We start from the raw sequence: 15,841 nt of genomic DNA, 5'->3' as shown, positions 1-15,841 counted from the left end.
TGATTGCTATAAAAGGAAAAACAATGAAATTTAAATTTTTAGCAACCAGTTTAGCGGTATCGCTGGCACTGTCGGGTTGCGCTATTGAACAAAATCAAACGAGCCAAGCAGTAACACAACAACAAACAAACACTACGGGCGAGGGCGTTTTTTCACAAGACTACTTACTAGAAGAGCTTGAAAATGGCTTGCGCGTTATGGTGGTTAAAACCGATTACCCTGATGTAGTCTCGTTGCAAATTCCTGTATCGGTAGGATCACGTAATGAAACGCAAGCGGGTAAAACGGGCTTTGCGCATTTTTTTGAACACATGATGTTTAAAGGCTCTGAAAAATTTCCTGAGGCTGTGTATTCAAGTATTTTAAAAAATTCTGGCGTTGATAACCGCGCTTACACCACCAACGATTACACTAACTATCATTTAAACTTTTCAAAGCAGCATCTTGATAAAGTACTTGAACTTGAAGCTGATATTTTTCAAAATTTAACCTATACCGAAGAGCAATTTAGAACCGAAGCGCAAACGGTAAAAGGCGAGTACTTAAAAAATAATGCCAGCCCAGTGCGTAAATTACTTAGCGCAGTACGCGAAGAGGCCTTTGAGCAACACACTTATAAACACACCACTATGGGCTTTTTTAAAGACATAGAAGCCATGCCTGATCAAATGGCTTATGGTAAAGAATTTTTTGCCAAATTTTATAAGCCCGAATATGTATCACTTGTAATTGTGGGTGATGTAGACCCAAAAGCCACTATGGCTATGGTTAAAAAACACTGGGGTGCGTGGAAAAAGGGTGACTATGTTGCCGACATTAAAGCAGAGCCAACACAGCAAGCGCCAAAATATAGTCATCAACAAAACCCAGGCTTACCAGGGCATTGGTTATTAGTATCGTATAAAGGCACTGCGTGGGAGCCGGCTAAAAAAGACAGAGCTGCGCTTGATTTACTCTCGCAGCTTTATTTTTCAAACAACTCAGATTTATACCAAGAGCTAGTGGTAGATAAACAAATTGCCAGCCAAATGTTTAGCTATAATCCAGAAACCAAAGATCCGGGTTTACTGCATGTATTTGTAAAAGTAGAAAAAGCAGACGATTTAGCCAAAGTACGCGATGCAATCAATCGTACCTACGCCCAAGCGCGTACTGAGTTAGTAGATAGCCAAAAACTCAGCGACTTAAAATCTAACCTTAAATACAGCTTTATAAATGGTTTAGATTCGTCGCAAGCAATTGCTGCAACCCTTGCAAGCTATATGCATTTTGAGCGTGACCCTAGGGTAATAAACCAGCTATATAAAACCTCAGATGAAATAACAGCTGAAGATATTAAAGCAATTGCTAACAAGTATTTTGTTGATAATGCACGCACTACCGTGACTATGTCGGCACTTGATAAAGCGCCAAATTTTGAGCAAGAGGTTGATTTAAACGCACTGGTTGCAAAACTGGAGCAAGCACCTCAGGCTGCTGCATTTAAAGTACTAGATAAAACTAACAGCTCGCCATTAATCGACGTTAACTTTTTATTCAATACCGGGGCTGCTGCTGACCCGCAAGGTAAAAAAGGCCTTGGCGCATTAACTGCAGCTATGCTGGCGCAAGGTGGCTCACAATCAACAAGCTATAAAGATATTAAACAAGCACTTTATCCGCTGGCAGGTAGCTTTGGTTATCAAATAGATAAAGAAATGCTGTCGTTTCAAGGGCGTATTCATAAAGATAACGCTGCTAAGTGGTATGCATTAGTGAGCGATCAGTTACTTAATCCCGGTTTTAGAGAAGATGACTTTAAGCGCCTTAAAAAAGAGCTAATTGACGGTATTAAATCGGGCTTAAAAGCATCTAACGATGAAGAACTAGGTAAAGAAGTACTCTACAGCGCGCTTTACAAAGGCCATCCTTATGAAAGCTACAACTATGGTGATATTTCAGATTTAGAAGCACTTACGCTTGATGATGTTAAAACGTTTTATAACACAGAGCTTACGCAATCTAAGCTAACACTTGGCTTAATTGGTGCAGTACCGGAAAAACTAAAAGCCACTATGCTAGCTGATTTAGCAGGCCTGCCTAAAGGCGAGCAAAGCCGTTTAAGTATTCCTGATGCGCCTGAGCTTAAAGGCCATCATGCTACTATTGTTGAAAAGAGTGCGCAGTCGACAGCGGTATCGTTTGGTTTTCCAATTGATACAATAAGAAGTAGTGAGGACTGGACTGCACTGTGGTTAGTGCGTTCTTACTTTGGTGAGCACCGTAGTTCTAACAGCTTTTTATATGAGCGTATTCGTGAAACCCGTGGCATGAACTATGGCGATTACGCGTACATTGAATACTTTCCGCGTGGTATGTTTCAAACTAAGCCTGATGCAAACCTAGGGCGCTCTGAGCAAATATTTCAAGTGTGGTTACGCCCACTTCGCTCTAATAACGATGCGCATTTTGCGACTCGTACCGCCTTGTTTGAGCTTGATAAGCTAATTAAAAATGGCATGAGTGAAGACGACTTTGAAGCCACGCGTAACTTTTTAATTAACTTTGTGCCGCAAATGGTGGCAAGCCAAAATCGCCAACTAGGTTATGCACTTGATAGCGAGTTTTACAATACCGACAGCTTTGTAAGTTACGTAACTAACAAACTTAAAACGCTAACAGTAAAGGATGTAAACCGCGTTATTAAAGATAATCTACAAACCGATAATATCCATTATGTATTTATTACCGGTGACGGCGCTGATATGCAAAAGCGTTTAGCGCCTGAGCAAACATCGCCAATGGTTTATAATACCGATAAACCAGCAGAGCTTGTTGCAGAGGATAAAGTGATTGCCGATTACAAATTAGCTATTCCGGCAAAAAATATTGCAGTAATAGCAGTAGATAAAGTATTTAAGTAAGTTTAAACTTAAAAAAACTAAATGCTCCAACTGTTTTAAATAGTTGGGGCATTTTTGTTTTATAAAAATAGTTATATCTAATAACCACAACAAATAACTAAGGGATTAACACCTTAGTGACTAAATCCGTTAAACTTAGCAAAAGGCTCTTTTTGATCAACAAAGGCAGTAATATGCGACATGAAATTTGGCAACAGCTTCGCAGCGAAGCAAATGAAGTAGTAAAACGCGAACCTCTTTTAGCGAGCCATGTTTATTCGTGTATTTTGAACCATGAATGTTTAGGGGCGGCGCTGAGTTTTATTGTTGCTAATAAATTGGCAGATGCGGTGGTGTCGGCATTTACTATTCGTGAGCTATTTGATCAGTCGTTTGTAAGGTGTGAGCGTATGCTAACGCACGTTGCTCACGATATTAAAGCGGTAAAAGATCGTGACCCTGCAGCCGAAACTTACCTTACGGTAATATTAAATTTAAAAGGTTTCCATGCTATTCAGGCGCATCGTTTAGCTAATTGTTTGTGGACGCAAAACCGTAAAGAGTTGGCGCGCTTTATTCAAAGCCGTAGCTCAGAAGTATTTGGCGTTGATATTCATCCTGCTTGTAAAGTGGGTAAAGGAATAATGTTTGACCATGCAACCGGTATTGTTATTGGTGAAACGGCGGTAATTGAAGATAACGTATCAATACTGCAGTCGGTTACTTTAGGTGGCACGGGCAATGAGCAAGGCGATCGTCACCCTAAAATTAGAGCCGGGGTACTTATTGGTGCTGGGGCTAAAATATTAGGCAATATTGAAGTGGGCGCGGGCGCGCGTATTGGCGCAGGCTCTGTTGTGCTAAGTAATGTACCGCCACACACTACAGCGGTAGGTGTACCGGCAAAAATTATTGGTCGCCCAGATTGCGAATGCCCTGCAAAAAGTATGAACCAAAACTTTTTAGCTAAACCTGAGCCTGAAAATGAATCGCATACTAGCTCTATGCTATAAAGTAATGAGCAATTTAAAATGCTAAACAAAAGTAACTTACTTGGCCTGTGCTGTTTTATTTTAGGCGTAGGATTAACCAGTGGTTACTTTTTGTTTTTACATTCTATGCCTATTCAAGCGCAACAAAGCCAGCCGTTTCCTTATAAAAGTATTGTTATAAAGCAAGCTAACGATGAGTCACTCAATAGTACTGACGAGCATGTTAACCCTGCCGATGGTAACTTTCAGGCTGAGAGTATTGCACCATATACGCATAAAATTGCCACGCTTACCAATGAGCTTGAGCTTAAAACCAAACAACTTAAACGCGTTGAACAAGCGTTAAAATTAGCGCAACTAGATCAGCTTGATTTTGCTAAGCAGTTAGAAGAGAAGTTTATAGCTGAGGATGAAAATAGCCAGTGGAGCTACGAAGTAGAAACCGCGCTAACTGATTTTTTAATTACCAGCGATTTAAGTAATACCGCGCAACTAACTAGTTTAGAGTGCAAACAAACACTTTGTAAGTTTAGCCTAGTTGCCGATAAAACTAATCAGCAAGGGCATGTGCAGTGGCGCGAGCTGAACGATAAATTAGCGCTAATGCCATGGTGGCAGCAATTTAAGCTCACTTCGTCAAATTCAACCGATGAACAGATAGACTTTATAGTGAGTACTAAAGAGTAAGACGCTGCTAACTTAGTACTTGCGAGTGTAGCGTGCCGTCAACCAGTTCAGTAATTAAAGTATCTCCGACTTTTACATCCGCTACCGATTTAACCACCTTTTGCTTATCTGTTTTTGTAATACTATAGCCTCGCGCTAATACATTAAGTGGACTTACTGAATCTAGGCGACTTGCCTGCAGTGCTAAGCTGTTATTAGCTTGCTGTAATTGCTGCTGTATTGCTTGGTTAAGCCGAGTTTGTAATTGTGCGAGTTGGTGACTTGCTTGAGTGAGCTTTTTGTCGGGTGATTGGCGCATTAATCTAGGCGTTAAATTATTAAGGGTGCGCTCTTGTTGATATAAACTATTACGCATAGCTTGTTGTAGTGCAATGCTTAGCTCATCCAAGCGCTGCGCTTTTTGATTTAACTGATTACGTGGATGGCATAAATTTAACCTGTGCTGTAGTTGTAATGCTTGAGCGCGCTTTTCGCTCATATCGTGTTTAAACGCATTAGCAAGACGGTTAACTAGCTGAGTTACTTTATTATGTAACTCTTGCGTATTAGGGCTTACCAGCTCTGCCGCCGCAGAAGGCGTAGCTGCACGTACGTCGGCTACATAGTCGCTAATAGTGGTGTCGATTTCGTGGCCTACCGCGCTCACAATAGGCAGTTGGCTATTAAATATAGCGCGTGCAAGTTGCTCATGGTTAAAACACCATAAATCTTCTAAAGAGCCGCCACCACGCCCTAAAATAAGCACGTCTACTTCGCTGCGAATATTAGCCAACTCTATTTGTTTAATTAACTGCAGATGTGCGTCTTTACCTTGCACCATAGCAGGGTAAATAATAACTTCTAACTGCGGTGCGCGGCGTTTTAGTACGGTTAAAATATCTTTTATGGCCGCGCCAGTTGCAGAGGTTATTACCCCGATACGGTTAATGTTTTGCGGTAGAGGTTTTTTATAAACCGAGCTAAATAGCCCCTCAGCGGCTAAACGCATTTTTAGGGCGTCAAACTCTTGCTTAAGTTGTCCTTCGCCAGCAGGTTCCATATGCTCAACAATAAGTTGATAGTCGCCGCGTGGTTCATAAAGTGAAACGCGCGCTTTTACCGTTACCTGCGCACCGTTAATGGGTCGGTAACTTTGGTTACGATTATTGCCGCGCCACATGGCTGCTTTTATTTGTGCTTTATCGTCTTTTAACGAAAAATACCAATGCCCAGACGCCGGAGTAATAAAGTTCGAAATTTCGCCAGTTAGTACCAGCGAGGCAAAGCCTTGCTCGAGTAGGGCGCGTATTTCTCTATTAAGGCGTGACACGGTGTAAATCGTTTGCAAAGGCTTCGAAAACATAAAAAACTACCAAAAACTATTTATAACCCTAGTTTATCATAAATATTTACAAAATATGATTTACTAGTGCCAGCAACGCTGTTAAAATTTGGCCGCAATTCCTTATCTTAGATCCACCATGTGAGAAGTTGCCAAAATGCTTAGAATCGCTAAAGAAGCTCTTACCTTTGATGACGTACTTTTAGTACCTGGTCATTCTACTGTTTTGCCACATACGGCAAATATTTCAACTCGCTTAACGCGTGGAATCAAACTTAACTTGCCGCTTGTTTCAGCATCTATGGATACTGTTACCGAAGCTCGTTTAGCTATTGCCCTTGCGCAAGAAGGTGGTCTTGGTTTTATTCATAAAAACATGACTATTGCAGAACAAGCGAAAAACGTTCGTAAAGTTAAAACCTATGAAGCGGGTATTGTTACTTATCCTATTACAGTAACTGCCGACTTAACCATTGCAGATGCACTTGAGCTGTCGCAAGAAAAAGGTTTTTCGGGCTTTCCAGTAACCGATAGCGATAACAATCTTGTTGGTATTGTAACAGGGCGTGATATGCGCTTTGAAACTAAGCTTGAACAGCCTGTTTCTACTGTTATGACTAAAAAAGACAAGCTAGTTACTGTAAACGAAGGTGCTGCGCGCGAAGAGATTTTAGGCTTAATGCACGAACACCGCATTGAAAAAATTCTTGTGGTTGATGATGCGTTTAAACTAAAGGGCATGATCACCGTAAAAGATTACCAAAAAGCACAAGAAAAACCAGATGCCTGTAAAGACGACCAAGGTCGTTTGCGTGTAGGTGCTGCTGTGAGTGTTGGCGCAGGTACTGATGAGCGTATTGCTGCATTAGTAGAAGCAGGTATTGACGTATTACTTATCGATACTTCGCACGGCCATTCTCAAGGTGTTATTGACCGCGTTGCGAAAACCCGCAAAGAATACCCAGACTTACAAATTATTGCTGGTAACGTAGCAACAGCAGAAGGCGCTGTTGCGCTTGCAGACGCTGGAGCCGATGCGGTTAAAGTAGGAATAGGCCCAGGTTCTATTTGTACTACGCGTATTGTTACGGGTTGTGGTGTGCCACAAATTACGGCTATTTCAGATGCTGTTGATGGCTTAAAAGGCCGTGATATTCCGGTAATTGCCGATGGCGGAATTCGTTTTTCTGGCGATATTGTAAAAGCACTTGTTGCTGGTGCATCGTGTGTAATGGTGGGCTCTTTGCTTGCTGGTACTGAAGAAGCACCTGGCGAAGTAGAGCTTTACCAAGGCCGTTACTACAAATCATACCGTGGTATGGGCTCGTTAGGCGCGATGGATCAAAAAGAAGGTTCATCAGATCGTTACTTCCAAAAGTCAAACGAAGCCGACAAGTTAGTACCAGAAGGTATTGAAGGTCGCGTAGCGTACAAAGGTCCTATTGCAACTATTATCCATCAGCAAGTGGGCGGCCTGCGCAGCGCAATGGGCTTAACCGGTTGTGCCACTATTGAAGAGCTAAACACCAAACCACAGTTTGTACGTGTTACTTCAGCTGGTATGGGTGAGTCGCATGTACATGACGTGCAAATCACTAAAGAAGCACCTAACTACCGTTTAGGCTAATCAGCCGTAATTACATCAATTTATGGGCTAGTTTTACTAGCCTTTTTAAATAGCTACTCACTATATCAGTAGCATTATTTAGCATCTGACTTTACGAGATACTCCATGAGCAAAGACATTCACGATTCACGAATTCTCATTTTAGACTTTGGTTCACAATACACTCAATTAATTGCCCGTCGTGTGCGCGAAATTGGTGTTTACTGTGAACTGTGGGCATGGGATGTGACCGAAGAGCAAATTCGCGAGTTCAACCCACAAGGTATTATTCTCTCTGGTGGCCCAGAGTCGACAACACTTGAAAACAGCCCACGCGCTCCTGAATATGTATTTAATGCTGGTGTGCCAGTACTAGGTATTTGCTACGGCATGCAAACTATGGCAGCTCAGCTTGGCGGCAGTGTACACAGCTCTGATAAAAAAGAGTTTGGTTACGCCCAAGTAGAAAAAGTGGGTAATTGTGCGTTGTTTGATGCGATAGAAGATCATATTACCGACGGCGGCAATGGCGTACTAGATGTATGGATGAGCCATGGCGATAAAGTAATGGATATTCCACAAAGCTTTAAAACCACAGCTAAAACATCTACGTGTCCGCATGCGGCAATGTCGAACGAAGAAAAACGCTTTTACGGCGTACAGTTTCATCCAGAAGTAACGCACACACATCAAGGGCAGCGTTTATTAGAGCGTTTTGCTATTGATATTTGTGGTTGTGAAAAATTATGGACTGCAGCAAAAATTATCGATAATGCCATTGAGCGCATTAAAGAAACAGTTGGCGATGACGAAGTTATTTTAGGTCTTTCGGGCGGTGTTGATTCATCGGTTGTGGCTATGCTTATTCACCGTGCAATTGGCGAAAAGCTAACTTGTGTATTTGTTGATAACGGCTTACTTCGTTTAAACGAAGGCCAGCAAGTTATGGACATGTTTGGTAATAAGTTTGGCCTAAACATTGTTAAAGTTGAAGCCGAAGAGCAATTTTTAAATGACCTTGCTGGTAAGTCAGACCCAGAAGATAAGCGTAAAGCCATTGGCCACACGTTTATTAATGTATTTGATGAGCAAGCTAAAAAGCTTAAAAATGCAAAATGGTTAGCGCAAGGTACAATTTATCCAGACGTAATTGAATCTGCGGCATCTGCCACCGGTAAAGCACACGTAATTAAATCGCACCACAATGTGGGCGGATTACCAGCAGACATGAAAATGGGCCTAGTTGAGCCGCTACGTGAGTTATTTAAAGATGAAGTACGTAAAATTGGCCTAGAGCTAGGTTTACCGTACGACATGCTTTACCGTCATCCTTTCCCTGGACCAGGTTTAGGTGTCCGTGTACTTGGCGAAATTAAAAAAGAATACTGTGATTTACTGCGTCGCGCCGATGCTATTTTCATCGAAGAGCTTCACAAAGCAGAGCTTTACCATAAAGTAAGCCAAGCGTTCACTGTGTTTTTACCGGTTAAATCGGTAGGGGTTATGGGTGATGCGCGTAAATACGATTGGGTTGTATCACTGCGCTGCGTGGAAACTATCGACTTTATGACCGCGCGCTGGTCACATTTACCATATGAATTTTTAGGTGTGGTTTCAAACCGTATCATTAATGAAATTGATGGTATTTCGCGTGTTGTTTACGATATTTCGGGTAAACCACCTGCAACTATTGAGTGGGAATAATCGCGCGTTAGCTACTAGCTAGTATTAGCAGTATATAAAAATAAAAGCCCATGATTTCATGGGCTTTTTTGTTGCTAATATTACTTTAAGTATTTTTAGATGACTTTATAAAGAACGACATAATTAACCCGCTAATCGCAAGTACAATTCCCAAAATAAACGCTGTTTGTACACCCGCTGTTAATGAGCTACTTACTGCAGAGGGCGCTGATGGATCGGCCACGTTTTCCAAAAAACTATTTTGAGAAGCCGACATGATTGTAATCGCCAAGGCGGTGCCAATTGAGCCAGATACTTGCAGTAAAGTGTTTATTAAAGCGGTCCCGTCAGCATATAGTTCTCTGGGGAGCTCATTTAAACCATTTGTTTGCGCAGGCATCATAATTAATGTTACGCCAATCATGAGAGATGAATGCAAAAAGATAACCATTGCAATAGAGGTTTCTGTGGTTACATTCGACAGATTCCATAGCGTAATAATCATAATAATAAAGCCAGGTGTAAGTAGCCACTTAGAGCCAAACTTATCAAATATACGCCCCGCGATCGGAGACAAAGCACCATTTATTATTCCACCTGGCATAAGCACAAGGCCAGCAGTAAGCGCAGTTAATCCAAGGCCAATTTGTAAATATAAAGGCAAAAGAATCATGGTTGATAAAATAATCATGAATGTGGCAGATACACTCAATAAACCTAAAGTATACTTTGGATATTTTAAAGTACGTAAATCTAACATTGGTTTATCGAGTTTAAACTGTCTTAACGAAAATATAATAAGAGAGATTAGCGCAATTATAATGGTACTAATTACCAGTAAGTTCCCCCATCCTTTTTCACCCGCAATACTAAAGCCATATACAATGCCACCAAACCCGACAGTCGATAACAAAATTGACAGCACATCTATTTTAGGCTTACTCAAAACAGAAACGTTCTGCACATAAGCCAGCCCGTATACTAATGAAAAAACAAGAAACGGAATGAGTAACCAAAGAATCCAATTCCAGCTCAACAGCTCAATAATCAGCCCCGAAGTAGCTGGTCCAACAGCCGGTGCTGTCATCATAACAAGGCCAATCAATCCCATAATAGTGCCTCTTTTATGAACAGGGAAAATGATGAGGGCTGTATGGAACATTAAGGGAATTAATAAGCCGGTTCCGATTGCCTGAATAATACGACCTAATAGCAAAACACTAAAAGAGGGGGCTATACCGGAAACTATCGCTCCAATAATCGAAAAAAGTAACGAAGCAACGAATAATTGCCGTGTACTAAACCATTGTATTAATAGTGCAGAAACGGGAATGAGGATCCCCATAGTCAGTAAGTAACCTGTTGTTATCCACTGCACGGTAGAGGAAACAACATCTAATTCACTCATTAAATTGCCAAGTGCCATATTTAAAGCTGTTTCGCTAAATAAGCCAATGAATCCGGCAATTAAAAAGGATATTAGAATAGGGACTGGTCTTATAACTGTTTTATCTTGTTCATATGCAATTGTAGACATTAAAACTCTCTTCGCTGATTAACTAAATTGACCTGTGTTGGTTGATACTTTATTTACTTTTTAAATTTACTTTTTAATAAGCAATGAGGGAATTTGCTCTGCTATTGTTTCAAGCGGCTTGCCCGTTTTCATTGTTAAAGCTAAGAGAATACCGCCCTCAGTTAGCGCATGAAAAACAGTAGCTAAACTTGTGGACTGTTGTTCTGTGTAGCCTGCTTCAAGAAACTTTTCAGTATAAATAGATTGCCAACTTTTAAAGGTCGCTTCACACGCCAAGCGAATAGGTTCACTAGTGGAATGTTTTTCTCCAGCAATAGTGCCAATTGGAGAGCCAAGAGGGGTTCCGCCTTGTCCAAACACTCTGGATAATTCATAAACATAAGCTTGAAAAGCATCTATTGGATTGGATACACCCGCAAAGTTTTTTTGAATATCTTCCATAACAAGTCTTTTAGTATTGTTAATTGCAGCAGTCGCCAACTGCTCTTTGCCTTTTGGAAAGTAGTAATACAAGGAGCCCTTAGGTACGCCACTTTCTTCAATTATGTCATTTAGGCCCACTCCGCAATATCCGCGCACTCTAAATAAGCGTGATGCCGTCTCAATTAGAACGTCTTTCGGCTTTACTTTTTCACTCATAACTAAAACACCTCAAATTATAACGACTGGTCTATTATTTCAATGGTAAGGAGGAATCGACTCTGTGTCAATGCTATCGGCTTTACATTTTATTTTGTGTAACCGGTAATATTATCACCAGCATGGCTCTAAAAATGCGCCAAAAGGCGATAGCCAAAGGGGGGCGGAATAGTACGCTTTGTTCTTATCAATATGGTTTGAAGGTGATAATTTAGCTACAAGAGCAAGTTTAAAGGGAATAGCGAAGATTTAAGAGCATGCTAAAATTAGTAAGGCAGGGAGCTTGAGTTATTCAAATTGTAAAAACTATTTAAAAAGTATCTAAAAGCTGCCTAGAAACCATCTAATAATTATCAGCAAATTATCAGCAAATTATCAGCAAGCTATCAGCAAGCTATCAGTAAGTTATTAGCAAACTATCTAAATTAGTGCCTAGTTTTATTGAACCACAACAAATAGTAGTATCAGCACAGTGAGATAAAGTAAGCTACAGCACTTTATTGCTATTATATTTTTATTCACAAAACGTAAAAATAATTAATTTAGTGCTCGGCTATTAATATTTGCCTGAGTCTAAGTAATTAAAAAATGAATAATTAGCCTGCTAATTCGTCGTTTTGTTTATTTAAAAGGCAATCAAACCAAAAAGATGATTTTTTTCTTTACCTTTGGCCAAAGGTCTCTATAATTCGTCGGTATTGCAGGGGCGTAGTTCCAATTGGTAGAACAGCGGTCTCCAAAACCGACGGTTGGGAGTTCGAATCTCTCCGCCCCTGCCATTTCTTCTTTACATCGAATTTATTACTTCTTATATTACCTTACTTACTAATTTCATCGAGTCGTTATGCATTCACGTTACGCAGCTGTTTTTGGTATAGAAAACCTCGAATTAAATCAGCATTATCAAACGGTTAATAACCAGCCAATAAATAATAAAGCAACTGACACTAAAGCAGACAGCGTCGCGCCTGAGCCTATTTCGCTCACAAGCCAGTTATTTGCAGATATAAAGCGTGCCATAGCCCCCATTACCATCAATAGTGTAATACAAGGCACGGAACTGCAATTACATGGCGATCAGTTAGTTTTAACAAATTCACAGCTCAGTACTGCCGATAAACGTGCTTTATGGGCTTTAATGAGTGACCATCTTGATAAACTTTAAATCAGTAGACGCAACCGCTATACCGCAATTAATGGCTATAGAAACCGCATGCCACAGCCACCCGTGGACGTTAAATACCATGAGCTCATGTATTGGTGGGCGCTATTTTAATTTAGCAGCGTTTAACGGCGGTACCATGGTAGGTTTTTATATTGGCGAAAAGGCCGGGCCCGACTTTACCTTGATGGATATTTGCGTTGCCCCAAGCGAGCAAGGAAAAGGCATTGCAAAACAGCTACTGAACCAGTTTATTGAATATGGTGAGCAGCAAAATGCTGAAAATTTATTTTTAGAAGTACGCGAATCAAATACCCCCGCAATAAAGCTCTACGAAAATGCAGGCTTTATAGAAATGTCAGTGCGTAAAAACTATTACCCAAGCGACAATCCTGCTAAAAACGGATTTGAAGACGCTATTTTAATGGGCATGGCACTGGGCTTAAACTTTCAATAATATTTTGTAGTGAAGAGTTTGCAGTGATAACTGTATAAAGAATATTGTTGCAGTAAGCCGATAACTTATACCGGCTTACTTTGCTCACTAATAACCTGCTCAATAGCGTTAATTAAGTTAGCTGTTAATTCGTTTAACGCGGCTTTGCTATCGCTTTTTAAATGATCTTCTAAACGCGCAGCACAGTGATAAATATCATCAAAGTTAAAACACCCAGCACTGCCTTTTATATTATGTGCTAATGCGCGTAATGCGACTAAGTTACCCGAAAATTGTAAGCTTTTTATTTCATCTAAATAAGTTGGCAGGTTAGCGACGTAATTTGCATTTATTTGTTGGAATTTTTCACTTTTGAGTATGTCGTCCCATTTATTTTGATTGTCTTTTTCAAGGTGTAGGTAACTTACTAATACGCTTTCTAGGGCATCTTTATCTATAGGTTTCGCCAGAGCCTTGTCGCATCCTGCAGCAATATATGTGTCTACGTCATGGTTCATTACATTCGCAGTGAGTGCGATTATAGGGCCGTCGTATGCAGCATGGCGTAATATTTTAGTCGCTTCTAGGCCACCCATTACTGGCATTTGCATATCCATAATAATTAACTGATAGTCGTTTACTAGCGCCATTTCTACCGCTTCAGCGCCATTGTTTGCTATGTCGGGCTCTAATCCCCAAGTTTGCAGCAGCAGCTTTATTAATAATTGATTATCGGGGTTATCTTCGGCCACTAAAATATGTGCATCAAAATTATTACTAGCGAAGGAAAGCAGCGGATCTTTTTCTGGAATGAGTTGATTGGATTGCTCTAAAAACAGGTTATCGGCTAATGGCGTTTGTAAATTACAGGCTATGGTTATAGTAAAGCAGCTACCTACATCTAATTCACTTTTAACGGTTATATCACCGCCAAGACGTTGTGCTAAATTTTTTGAAATACATAGCCCAAGCCCGGTGCCGCCAAAGCGACGGGTTGTGGTAGCGTCTGCTTGCTCAAAAGGAGTAAATAAGCGCTTAATTTGACTTTCAACCATACCAATTCCGCTATCTTGTATTACAAACATCAGCTCTTGGCTTGGTAGGTAATGAACCGTTATAGATACATGGCCTTGCTCGGTAAACTTAACTGCATTGCTGGCAATGTTGATCAGTATTTGTTTTAAGCGGGTTTCGTCGCTGTTTATAGTGTGTGGTAACGGGAGTTGATAATTAATACTGAGCTTTAGCTTTTTTTGTTGTGCCAGCGGTTCAATAATTGACTCAATGTCGTGAATTAAGCGCACTACATTTAGTGGGGCTTGCTCTACAGCAATTTTTTCGGCTTCAATTTTAGACAAATCTAAAATGTTATTTATTAACTCTAGTAAATGCTTAGAGTTGCGTAAAATAGTGCTTAAATGCTGTTTGTTGTTGGTGATTTTATCGTTATGTAAAAGCTGTTCGGTAAAGCCCATTATTGCCGTGAGTGGGGTACGAATTTCGTGGCTCATATTAGCCAAAAAGCGACTTTTAAGTTGATTTGCTTGCTCTGCTTGGCCAATCGCAAGCTCTAACTGGCTATTCATGGTTTCTAGCGCTTTGGTGCGGCTTTCTACTTTGTCTTCGAGGTGATGTTTATATTCTTCTAATTGCTCTTGATAATGCCTAATTTGATTAACCATGTGATTAAAGTCGTTAAACAATATGCCTACTTCATCATCTGTGTGCGCGGGCAGTGAAACACCTAAATCGCCATCACCTACACGGTGGCTAGCTGCACCTAATAGCTCAATAGGATTAAGTAATAAATTACGCACTACAATAAAAATAAGTATTGGCAGCGTAATAACCGAAATAATAACAATTAAGCCGGTAATTAAGCTAATAGCCTTACCCGATTGATACAAAACGGCTTTAGGAATAGTCGATACATAATAACCACCGCTCATTTGCACCGCAAAAATCATCCGCTCTATTTTATCTATACTCGAAAGCTCTATGGTTGATAAAGAGCCAATGTCGGCTAAGTTATGTACCTGGTTGAGCTCAAATTCACTAATGTATTGGCCACGAATATTATAATCGGAACTAAATAAAATTTTCCCCTCGTTACTAACGAGTAAGTTGAGAGTGTTGTTGTAAGGGGCTTCTAAAATACTGGTATTAAGAATAGAAGGGTCAATATGCAGTACTATAAAACCAAGCTGTTGCGGGCGCTTAAGATAGTAGTCAATGCTATAAATACGCTGAATAAAATACAAGCTGGTGGTGCCATCTGCTTTTTGCATCATAAACTGCTGTTGGCTTAAATTACTTTGCTGTACTTTTTCAAAAAAAGGATACGATTTTGGCGCTATGCTTAAATTACTTGAGTAGTAGGCATCGCTTTTGCCATTTACCGACATTAAGTTAATGCTAATAATATCGGGATAGGCCTCGCTATAACTGGCAAACACATCCATTAACGCACCTAGGCGATAGGTGTAGCCACCATCAGCATGTAAATCGTTAGCTAAAAAATCGTTCAATACGGGTGAGGTGGATAATAGCTTAGCAGTGGATTGAAATGAGTCAATATAGTTAAATACTTTTTGTTGTTGTTGTTCAACAAACCGGCTCATAATTAAATCAGCTTGTTTTTGTGTTGAGTTGGTTACATTAGTTAGCGTAAAACCACCTAAAAATAACAGCGGAAGTATAACTAACGGCGTTATATACCATAATAACCTAATGCTTAACTTACTGGTTTTCATTACCAAACAACACATCCTCCATGTAATGTTAGTAATAATATGTTTTACAGCTATATTACTCAAGCTTAGCGTTTGTTTATTGTGCTGGTAATATTTATAACTAAGCACAATTTAGGACAATAATTGAGTAAATACGCGCTCTG

The 15,841-nt window shown here is 40.3% G+C and carries 11 protein-coding genes and 1 tRNA gene; 8 read left to right on the top strand and 4 right to left on the bottom strand.

The window, feature by feature from the left end; all coding sequences use genetic code 11:
- The first annotated feature begins 23 nt into the window (after positions 1 to 23).
- The 3 genes from H5079_RS07015 (at position 24) to H5079_RS07005 (ending at position 4,561) form a co-directional block, all read left to right on the top strand.
- Positions 24 to 2,903 carry a pitrilysin family protein gene (locus H5079_RS07015; protein WP_086997831.1) on the top strand — a complete coding sequence of 960 codons (2,880 nt, stop codon included), beginning with the start codon at positions 24 to 26 and terminating at the stop codon, positions 2,901 to 2,903.
- 173 nt (positions 2,904 to 3,076) lie between these two features.
- A complete protein-coding gene (cysE, locus tag H5079_RS07010; RefSeq protein WP_011327343.1) occupies positions 3,077 to 3,895 on the top strand; it encodes a serine O-acetyltransferase in 819 nt (272 codons plus the stop codon).
- A gap of 18 nt (positions 3,896 to 3,913) precedes the next feature.
- Positions 3,914 to 4,561 carry a hypothetical protein gene (locus H5079_RS07005; RefSeq protein ID WP_089367812.1) on the top strand — a complete coding sequence of 216 codons (648 nt, stop codon included), beginning with the start codon at positions 3,914 to 3,916 and terminating at the stop codon, positions 4,559 to 4,561.
- 7 nt (positions 4,562 to 4,568) lie between these two features.
- On the opposite strand, the gene xseA is transcribed toward H5079_RS07005, so the two are convergent.
- Positions 4,569 to 5,903 carry an exodeoxyribonuclease VII large subunit gene (gene xseA, locus H5079_RS07000; protein WP_089367813.1) on the bottom strand — a complete coding sequence of 445 codons (1,335 nt, stop codon included), beginning with the start codon at positions 5,901 to 5,903 and terminating at the stop codon, positions 4,569 to 4,571.
- A gap of 136 nt (positions 5,904 to 6,039) precedes the next feature.
- Here xseA and guaB point away from each other — a divergent pair, with 136 nt between their 5' ends.
- Complete coding sequence (gene guaB / locus H5079_RS06995; protein ID WP_011327346.1) at positions 6,040 to 7,509, top strand: IMP dehydrogenase; 1,470 nt, start codon at positions 6,040 to 6,042, stop codon at positions 7,507 to 7,509.
- A gap of 105 nt (positions 7,510 to 7,614) precedes the next feature.
- Positions 7,615 to 9,192 (top strand): glutamine-hydrolyzing GMP synthase, encoded by a 1,578-nt coding sequence (gene guaA / locus H5079_RS06990; RefSeq protein WP_011327347.1) that lies wholly within the window; start codon positions 7,615 to 7,617, stop codon positions 9,190 to 9,192.
- An 85-nt stretch (positions 9,193 to 9,277) separates the two neighbouring features.
- Here the strand turns inward: guaA and H5079_RS06985 are convergent, their stop codons facing one another.
- Positions 9,278 to 10,708, bottom strand: coding sequence for an MDR family MFS transporter (locus H5079_RS06985; RefSeq protein ID WP_011327348.1), 1,431 nt, complete (start codon positions 10,706 to 10,708; stop codon positions 9,278 to 9,280).
- 66 nt (positions 10,709 to 10,774) lie between these two features.
- Positions 10,775 to 11,347 (bottom strand): TetR/AcrR family transcriptional regulator, encoded by a 573-nt coding sequence (locus tag H5079_RS06980; protein WP_011327349.1) that lies wholly within the window; start codon positions 11,345 to 11,347, stop codon positions 10,775 to 10,777.
- 702 nt (positions 11,348 to 12,049) lie between these two features.
- Between H5079_RS06980 and H5079_RS06975 the strand changes: the two genes are divergently transcribed.
- From H5079_RS06975 to rimI, 3 genes are all read left to right on the top strand, one after another.
- Positions 12,050 to 12,126 (top strand) — tRNA-Trp (locus H5079_RS06975).
- 65 nt (positions 12,127 to 12,191) lie between these two features.
- Entirely contained in the window at positions 12,192 to 12,512 is a 321-nt protein-coding gene (locus tag H5079_RS06970; protein WP_182683801.1) for a hypothetical protein, read from the top strand.
- Positions 12,499 to 12,966 carry a ribosomal protein S18-alanine N-acetyltransferase gene (gene rimI / locus H5079_RS06965; RefSeq protein ID WP_182683842.1) on the top strand — a complete coding sequence of 156 codons (468 nt, stop codon included), beginning with the start codon at positions 12,499 to 12,501 and terminating at the stop codon, positions 12,964 to 12,966. Before H5079_RS06970 ends, rimI begins: the two co-directional genes overlap by 14 nt.
- A 65-nt stretch (positions 12,967 to 13,031) precedes the next feature.
- Here rimI and H5079_RS06960 read toward each other — a convergent pair whose 3' ends face one another.
- Positions 13,032 to 15,698: an ATP-binding protein gene (locus H5079_RS06960; protein ID WP_182683800.1), complete on the bottom strand. Its 2,667-nt coding sequence runs from the start codon at positions 15,696 to 15,698 to the stop codon at positions 13,032 to 13,034.
- Positions 15,699 to 15,841: the final 143 nt, after the last annotated feature.

This window comes from Pseudoalteromonas sp. SG44-5, from assembly GCF_014164175.1.
Lineage (GTDB): Bacteria > Pseudomonadota > Gammaproteobacteria > Enterobacterales > Alteromonadaceae > Pseudoalteromonas > Pseudoalteromonas nigrifaciens.
This window is presented reverse-complemented; position numbering and strand designations above follow the sequence as displayed.

Excerpts from the sequence above, each read along its gene's own strand:
- H5079_RS06980 (WP_011327349.1), bottom strand. The coding sequence starts at position 11,347 with ATGAGTGAAAAAGTAAAGCCGAAAGACGTTCTAATTGAGACGGCATCA.
- H5079_RS07005 (WP_089367812.1), top strand. The coding sequence starts at position 3,914 with ATGCTAAACAAAAGTAACTTACTTGGCCTGTGCTGTTTTATTTTAGGC.
- xseA (WP_089367813.1), bottom strand. The coding sequence starts at position 5,903 with ATGTTTTCGAAGCCTTTGCAAACGATTTACACCGTGTCACGCCTTAAT.
- guaB (WP_011327346.1), top strand. The coding sequence starts at position 6,040 with ATGCTTAGAATCGCTAAAGAAGCTCTTACCTTTGATGACGTACTTTTA.
- H5079_RS06970 (WP_182683801.1), top strand. The coding sequence starts at position 12,192 with ATGCATTCACGTTACGCAGCTGTTTTTGGTATAGAAAACCTCGAATTA.
- H5079_RS07015 (WP_086997831.1), top strand. The coding sequence starts at position 24 with ATGAAATTTAAATTTTTAGCAACCAGTTTAGCGGTATCGCTGGCACTG.
- H5079_RS06960 (WP_182683800.1), bottom strand. The coding sequence starts at position 15,698 with ATGAAAACCAGTAAGTTAAGCATTAGGTTATTATGGTATATAACGCCG.
- H5079_RS06985 (WP_011327348.1), bottom strand. The coding sequence starts at position 10,708 with ATGTCTACAATTGCATATGAACAAGATAAAACAGTTATAAGACCAGTC.
- cysE (WP_011327343.1), top strand. The coding sequence starts at position 3,077 with ATGCGACATGAAATTTGGCAACAGCTTCGCAGCGAAGCAAATGAAGTA.
- guaA (WP_011327347.1), top strand. The coding sequence starts at position 7,615 with ATGAGCAAAGACATTCACGATTCACGAATTCTCATTTTAGACTTTGGT.